This is a genomic window from Thermosynechococcus sp., from assembly GCF_046299655.1.
Classification (GTDB): Bacteria; Cyanobacteriota; Cyanobacteriia; order Thermosynechococcales; family Thermosynechococcaceae; genus Thermosynechococcus.
Genome location: NZ_JBKBHZ010000001.1, coordinates 271,678 through 278,657 on the forward strand (window position 1 = coordinate 271,678; position 6,980 = coordinate 278,657).

The 6,980-nt window shown below is 54.0% G+C and carries 6 protein-coding genes; 2 read left to right on the top strand and 4 right to left on the bottom strand.

Features of this window, described 5'->3' with window-relative positions:
• Positions 1–54: 54 nt before the first annotated feature.
• Positions 55–1,038 carry an AEC family transporter gene (locus ACK4HN_RS01450; protein ID WP_409877117.1) on the bottom strand — a complete coding sequence of 328 codons (984 nt, stop codon included), beginning with the start codon at positions 1,036–1,038 and terminating at the stop codon, positions 55–57.
• A gap of 68 nt (positions 1,039–1,106) precedes the next feature.
• Between ACK4HN_RS01450 and ACK4HN_RS01455 the strand changes: the two genes are divergently transcribed.
• Positions 1,107–2,267 carry an MFS transporter gene (locus tag ACK4HN_RS01455; protein ID WP_409877124.1) on the top strand — a complete coding sequence of 387 codons (1,161 nt, stop codon included), beginning with the start codon at positions 1,107–1,109 and terminating at the stop codon, positions 2,265–2,267.
• On the opposite strand, the gene ACK4HN_RS01460 is transcribed toward ACK4HN_RS01455, so the two are convergent.
• Entirely contained in the window at positions 2,251–4,065 is a 1,815-nt protein-coding gene (locus ACK4HN_RS01460) for an ABC transporter ATP-binding protein (RefSeq protein WP_409877118.1), read from the bottom strand. The two genes, ACK4HN_RS01455 and ACK4HN_RS01460, sit on opposite strands and share 17 nt — an antisense overlap.
• Before the next feature lie 406 nt (positions 4,066–4,471).
• Here ACK4HN_RS01460 and ACK4HN_RS01465 point away from each other — a divergent pair, with 406 nt between their 5' ends.
• Positions 4,472–6,028 carry a hypothetical protein gene (locus tag ACK4HN_RS01465; protein ID WP_409877120.1) on the top strand — a complete coding sequence of 519 codons (1,557 nt, stop codon included), beginning with the start codon at positions 4,472–4,474 and terminating at the stop codon, positions 6,026–6,028.
• On the opposite strand, the gene ACK4HN_RS01470 is transcribed toward ACK4HN_RS01465, so the two are convergent.
• Together ACK4HN_RS01470 and ACK4HN_RS01475 are read right to left on the bottom strand one after the other, a co-directional pair.
• Positions 6,009–6,575, bottom strand: coding sequence for a hypothetical protein (locus ACK4HN_RS01470; RefSeq protein WP_409877121.1), 567 nt, complete (start codon positions 6,573–6,575; stop codon positions 6,009–6,011). The genes ACK4HN_RS01465 and ACK4HN_RS01470 overlap by 20 nt on opposite strands.
• 32 nt (positions 6,576–6,607) lie before the next feature.
• Positions 6,608–6,980: DJ-1/PfpI family protein (locus ACK4HN_RS01475; RefSeq protein ID WP_409877122.1), on the bottom strand; the 373-nt coding region annotated here is incomplete at its 5' end.

Sequence of the window (6,980 nt, forward strand, 5' to 3'; positions counted from 1 at the left end):
TTGGTTAATTTTAAGTGTGCCACCGTTCTTGGCAAACGATAGCCATCCTTCGCGTTATGTTAAAACCTGGCGGCACAGGGTAACCCACAGGGGCAGCACCACAACAAAACTTAAGGTACTGAGCACAATGGCTGCTGGCGGGATCTCAGTGTTCAGTTCGTATTCCTCCGCCAAAATCAAAGCTGCAAAGGCCGTCGGCGTGCCACTCATGAGGGCGATCGCCAGCAACGCATCCCCCCGCAAGCCTAAACCATAGGCGATCGCCAGCATCGTCAGCGGCAGTAACAGCGTCTTCACTAGCATAGGCAACAACGCCATGCGAAAGCTCTGCCAGCCGGGGAGCCGACTGAGGCGAATTCCTGTGAGAACAAAGGCAAAGGGAATCACCCAGTGTATATCCATCTCACACAATCTCTCGATCGCCTCGGGAAAGGAAAGATCATGGGTGGCAAAGCCCGCCATTGATGCCCAAAGGGTCGGCACCGTTGGAATCACCGCCAAGGCTCGCCACCAAGGTTGATCATTGCCCTTACCGTAGTACTGACCAAGGAATGAACCTAAGCCGTATGTACCGAGGGCATTTTGGGTAATGGCATAGAAGGCTGCCCAGGGCAACGCCGTGGCACTTAGAAGAGGAATCGCAACCCCCAAGCCCACAAAGCCGGTGTTGCCGAGAATGCTGGCAATCAGATAGCTCCCCTGAAAGCGGCGACTTTCTCCTTCGGGAACTGTACTTGTTATGAAGGGGGGGGTGTATTGCAGCCATTGCGGTTGAAAGTAACGTTTCTGCCAATGGTAGAGGCCTTGGGCAAGGGTATAGCCGACAATCAGCGCCACAAAGGCCAGCACCGGTGCCAACCAAATAAGTCCTGCGAAGTTGGTCTGTCGCACCAAGGCAAAAATTTGAATGGGCACCCCGACCCAATAGAGACCGCGTCCTAACCATTGGGGAATCACTGCCGGCAACCAGCGGCCACAGATGAACCCCAGACTGGTCCAAATGACTAAGGGGCTAGCTGCGCTGAGTGCATCTGCCATCGCGATCGCCCGTTACCAATTCCTCACCACTATACTGTGAACATTCTGACAAGGAGAAGTGAAGCGTGTTGGGCAAAAAAGGATCCGCTCTCAGTTTTGTCATCCTCTTGGGACTGGTCTCCCTTTGTGCCGATGCTACCTATGAAGGGGCACGCAGTCTGACGGGAGCCTATCTAGGGGTCTTGGGCGCAAGTGGTACTATCGTGGGCTTGGTGGCGGGGTTGGGGGAGTTCATTGGTTATAGCCTGCGCCTTGTGATTGGCTATGTGAGCGATCGCACCCGTGCCTATTGGCGCATTACCAGCTTGGGTTACGCCATCAATACCTTGGCTGTGCCCCTCATGGCCTTGGCCAATCGTTGGGAAGTCCTAGCGGGATTCATGATTGCCGAGCGCACTGGCAAAGCGATTCGTACACCGCCCCGCGATGTTTTGCTCTCCTATGGTGCCAGTCAAGTGGGTCGCGGCTTTGGCTTTGGTCTCCATGAGGCGATGGATCAAGTGGGTGCTGTCGTCGGGCCGTTGCTGGTGGCCGGCGTCTTTGCCCTCACCCAGCACTATCAATGGAGTTTTGCTGTTCTTGCCATCCCTGCCCTGATGGGGTTGGTCGTTTTATTGGTAACGCAGCAGTGGTACCCAGCGCCACGGGACTTTGAAACCGTGGTTCAAGATCTGGATACCAAAAGACTGCCAACGCTGTTTTGGATTTACCTCTTAGCTGTGGCCTTTCTGGGGGCCGGTTATGTGGATTTTCCTTTGATTGCCTTTCATTTACAGCAGGCAGACAGTCTGCAAACCGGTCAAATTCCGCTTCTCTATGCCTTGGCGATGGGGGTTGACGCCGTTGCTGCCCTGCTCTTTGGTTACCTCCTAGATCGTATGGGCATCCTAGCCTTGATCCTTGCGGTCGTGTTTTCGGTGGGCTTTGCTCCCTTGGTTTTCCTGAGTTCTGCCGTAATTTGGGGCATGGTGCTGTGGGGCATTGGCATGGGTGCCCAAGAATCCATCGTGCGGGCGATCGTTGCTAACCTCGTCCCCCCAGAACGGCGGGGGGCGGCCTATGGGATTTTCAGCACTGGCTATGGCCTCGCTTGGTTTCTAGGCAGCTTACTCATGGGCGTCCTCTACGATCGCTCCTTGGGGCTATTGGTGTTGGCATCGGTGGTGCTGCAACTGCTGGGGCTGCCGCTGTTGTTGTGGATTCGGCAAGGGACTAGGCATCCTGCCTAGGAGCTTTCTCCTCCGTTAATGCCTGCAACCGGTAGAGATGGGCATATACCCCATTGCGAGCCAACAGTTCACTGTGGGTGCCCTGCTCCACTAGTTGTCCCCGTTTGAGCACAAAAATGCGATCCACATGGCGAATCGTGGCAAGGCGGTGGGCAATAATAATGGCGGTTCGATTCACCAACAGGCGGTTCAAGGCCTCCTGAATCATCACCTCTGTGCTCACATCCAAATTGGCGGTTGCCTCGTCAAGGACAAGGATTTGTGGATTGCGAATGGCTACCCGCGCAAAGGCCAACAGTTGCCGCTGTCCTGCCGACAGATTCGTGCCCCGCTGCCGCAGGGGGGTATCATAGCCTTGGGGCAACTGCTCAATAAAGTCGGCAATGTTCATTTCGGCGGCTACTCGTTGAATGTCGCCAAGGGTGTAGTCATCACCAAGGGCAATGTTGCTTTTGACATCCCCAGAGAAAAGAAAGCTGTCCTGCAAGATCACGCCAATGTGCTGTCGCAATTCTGCTTGGGTGAATTCGCGAACATTGCGACCACCAACGAGGACTTCACCTCGCGTAGGATCATAGAGGCGACAGAGCAATCGAATAATCGAACTTTTGCCCGCGCCCGTGGGACCTACAATCGCCACCTTCTCACCAGCATGGATTTGAAAGGAAAGTTGCTTGAGGACATAGTCGTCGTCTTTGTAGGCCAGCCAGACATCGCGAAACTCAACGGCAACGGCTGTATTTTCTGCCTTGGGCAAAGGCAAAAAGGTGCGATCGGGATCCTGAATTTCAATGGGTTCTGAGAGTAAATCGTGAATGCGCTCAATCGCGGTTAAGCCTGCTTGCACCGTGGTAAATTTCTCCGCCAACTGCCGCAATGGATCAAACACCCGCTGGGAAAAGAGGATAAACGTGGCTAAGGTACCAAAGTCAATCGTGCGCTGCTCCACCAAGGCGCCCCCCAGCCAGAGAACCCCAGCGATCGCCACAAAGGCAATCCACTCCAACGTCGCTGATACCGCCGCATCATAGAAAATCGTCCGATCCACCTCTTTGATGTAGCGTTGATTGCGCCGCCGAAACAGTTGGCTATTAAAGGCCTCACGGCGAAACAGTTGCACCACCGTAATCCCAACGATGTTTTCCTGAAGATCGGCATTCAGGAGCGACAGTTCCTCGCGGGATTTATAGTTGGCCACGCGATAGCGATGTTGAAAATAGATAATCAGGGCGGTGATCGGCAGCACCAGAGCCAGCAGCAGCGTTGCCAGCAGGTGGTCAATGAAAAACATCGTCAGGATGACCACCAGCATCGAGAAGACATCGCTAAGAACCCCCACCGCTCCGGTGGCAAATACATCCCCTAGAGCATCCACATCACTGGTCAAACGGGTAATGAGCTTGCCGACGGGGGTGCGGTCAAAAAAGCGCGAGGACAATCGCAGGACGTGGTCAAATAAGTCATGGCGAATATCGGCCGTAATGTTTTGGCCAATTTTTTGAATCCAGTACCCTTGCACTGCCTGCATCCCAAAGCGCAGCACCACCGTCAGCAGCAGAGCGATGCTCAGTAGATCAATCCCTTGGGTCAAGGGCAAAGTTTTCAAAAAGTGGTACGTACTCTCTTCCCCCTTGAGGAAGGCGATCGCCTGACCAATGATGATGGGTTGTAATGCCGCTGCTGCCGCCAAGGGAATCAAGAGCAAACCACTGCCCAGCAGTCCCCAGCGATAGGGCTTGAGGTAAGGAATTAGGCGTTGTAAAAGTTGCCAATCCGTGGAGCGTATTGCCGCTGTCATGCCCTGCTGAAACTTCTGAACATCTTTTTCCCAGTCTAGTGGGTGCTTGTAATTGTGTGTAATAATTTGCCCGCTTGTAGGAGTTGTCATCTGGCTATCCCTTAGCTAAACTAAGCGTAGTTCGGGCTATTCAATCCCCCGTATAGCCCTACCAAAATCCCCGAAAAGGTAAGTTACGCCGAAAGGGTAACGCACAAAGCAAGGATCCTGTAGCCGCCGCTTCAGAAAATGGTATGGATGTCCTTGATGCCGAAGGGATTTTTTCCAATTTTTTTCAACAGCTAAGCCTATAAATGGCGTTTGATAGATAGGCTAGTCGAGCGATCGCTGGGAGTCCCCGCCTCACCCTCTCGAAATCGCAGTAGGCTAGAACTAGCAGTACCCTAATTTCATTGACATTGCGGATATGAGTGACTCCCGTTTGCTCGACATTGCGCGACAGGGCGACCCCCGTGCGATTGGTACGCTGCTAAATGCGGTTCTGCTGCCCAAGCGGGTAAAGGCCAGCGTGGTACGTCAGGCCGAGGAGTTAATGATTACCCTGCATTCAGAAAAAATGCTCAATCAAGGGGCAGCCGTAACCCTAATCCACACTGCCTTGGAAAGATTGCACTTGCCGAAGATTCAACGGGTTTTTATTGAGTCACGGGTGTTGGGCGTTCCCCTCTGGGAAAGTCATTTTTCATTACAACTCATACCCGCAGTTCAACCCCCGCCGCCAGCGATCGCAGAGTCACAAACCGCTGAGCCATCTCCCCCTGAACCGACGCTGCTGGATTTGATGTCCGCTTTTACGACCTCACAGGAGTCTGCCACCCCTGAAAGTCAGGATACGATGGCGCGATCGCCCCAAGAAAAGGAACAGCCCACTCCAGCAGAGAGTACACCTGAACATAGCGATACTGTTGCCCCCAAAGTAGCCGCTCTCCCAGAGCCAGTTGCTACCAATGGGGGGGATGGGACAGTGGCAAAATCCATCAATGAGCTGCAAGAAAGTTTCGCAGAGGAGCCTCCAGAAATTGCCACGGAAGAAGACAGGAGCGCAGCCAATTTGGCAACTGCCTCTGACTCCAACACCCCCTCTGAATTGCCAGATGTCAACCGTGGGGAACCCACCTCTGATCTGTCCACCCTTCAGGGCAACCCCCTTGAATCTGACCCCCTTGGTGAATTCTCAGGGGCATTGCCCGCCCCAACAGTTGCCGTTGAACCATTGTCTAGCCCAGTGGAAGAACCGCTTGAAGCCCAAGAAGAGAGCATTACAACACCAGAAGCCCAAGCAAGTGTTCCTGGGATTCCTGAACTCTCTAAAGCTACTCCAGCGCAAGTCAGCATTGAAGAGTACAACTTCCCAGAACCGACCCCTGAAGACCTTGCCGCCCTAGACACCTTAGAAATTGAGAGCAGTGCACCAGTTGAGACGCCCTTTGAAGCTGAATCCTCGCCTGGGAGGGCGATCGCCTCTGCTCCCACCGCCGACGCTCCGCCCCAAGCTCAAGAACCTGTTGACTATCCCCCCCTCGTTGATCCTTGGTTAGAGGCTGAGCCTGCGCCGCAAGTTCAGGCAGACAGGACACAAGAAACCCCACCATCTGAAACAGCCAGAGCATCGCCGCCGCCCCCCTCCGAGTCAGAAATTTACACCACACCAACGCTGGAAAGGGTGCCCCGCAACGGCCTAACAAGGGCAACGGCAATAGTGGGCATCCTCATGGGGTTGGGCTTTTGTGCCACGCTTTTAGGAGTGATTATTGGCCTACCCCTGCTGGTGGGCAGCCTGTGCATGCTCGCTGAGGAGGAGGTATGGCAAGGAGAGTGTCCCCATTGTCATCAGCCGCTGAAAATTCCTCGACGGAAGCAATGGCGTTTTAGTTGTGAGAAGTGTCAGGGGTTGATTGAAGTAAAACATGGCCGCTTCTATGCCCGGCAAGCCCCCCTGCCTCCTACCCCAAATCTAAATTAATCTGACTCCGCTGGCGACGAGCCTCAAGGGCATGAGCAATGAGATCCAGTAGCCCCGGTGCCTCTTCCTGAATCGTCAGTAGGAGACGTTCCCCCATAGCCAGATCCGCATCTGGAGGGGGAGGTTCGGCCTGCACCAACTGCCGTAGCCGAGGCACCGTATTGTCAACAATTTCTACCAGTGCCCCCAAGCAGCGAAAAAACTGTCGTTCGGTAAGGGTACTGTCCTCAATCGGGAATTCAATCATTGCCCGCACTTCACCCGCCTCGGGGTCATACTCCCACTGCAACATCTTGGTTTGCCACGAAATGCACAGCAGGGTTTGCAAAATGGCATCCCGAAAGCGGTGGGTTTTAATCCCCGGCAAAAGGTTGGGGGCATAGAGCTTAAAAAACTCACCTCCCTCCTCTAGCTCAATAATGACGATAAATCGTTCAAGGTGATCGCCATTGACGCCCGTGATAATTTGGTGGTTGGCCAGATTTAACCGATAATTCAGTTGGTGCCGTTGCAGATATTGGGCAATTTGGCTGAGGGCGATCGCCATGCCACTGCATCCTAAACAGTTTCCTAGTGACCCTAATGACTAATTTTGGTTCCCAAAAGCTCTAAAAATGCCGCCAACCACCGCGGATGGGCAGGCCAAGCTGGCGCCGTTACAAGATTTCCATCTACCACCACCGCATCTACGGCCACACTGGTAAAGTTTCCCCCGGCACTCACCACCTCAGGACCACAGGCCGGATAGGCGGTACAGGTTTTACCCACAAGCACCCCCGCTGCGGCCAAAAGTTGCAGACCGTGGCAAATTGCGGCAATGGGTTTTTGGGTCTTGCCAAAGTGCTTGGTGATTTCTAGTACCCGTGGGTTGAGGCGCAGATACTCTGGCGCTCGCCCGCCCGGCACGACTAAGGCATCATAGGTACTGGCGTCAATTTCGGCAAAGGTAGCA

Bases quoted from the DNA above. Each gene is read 5' to 3' on its own strand.
- ACK4HN_RS01460 (WP_409877118.1), bottom strand. From the start codon at position 4,065: ATGACAGCGGCAATACGCTCCACGGATTGGCAACTTTTACAACGCCTA.
- ACK4HN_RS01465 (WP_409877120.1), top strand. From the start codon at position 4,472: ATGAGTGACTCCCGTTTGCTCGACATTGCGCGACAGGGCGACCCCCGT.
- ACK4HN_RS01470 (WP_409877121.1), bottom strand. From the start codon at position 6,575: ATGGCGATCGCCCTCAGCCAAATTGCCCAATATCTGCAACGGCACCAA.
- ACK4HN_RS01450 (WP_409877117.1), bottom strand. From the start codon at position 1,038: ATGGCAGATGCACTCAGCGCAGCTAGCCCCTTAGTCATTTGGACCAGT.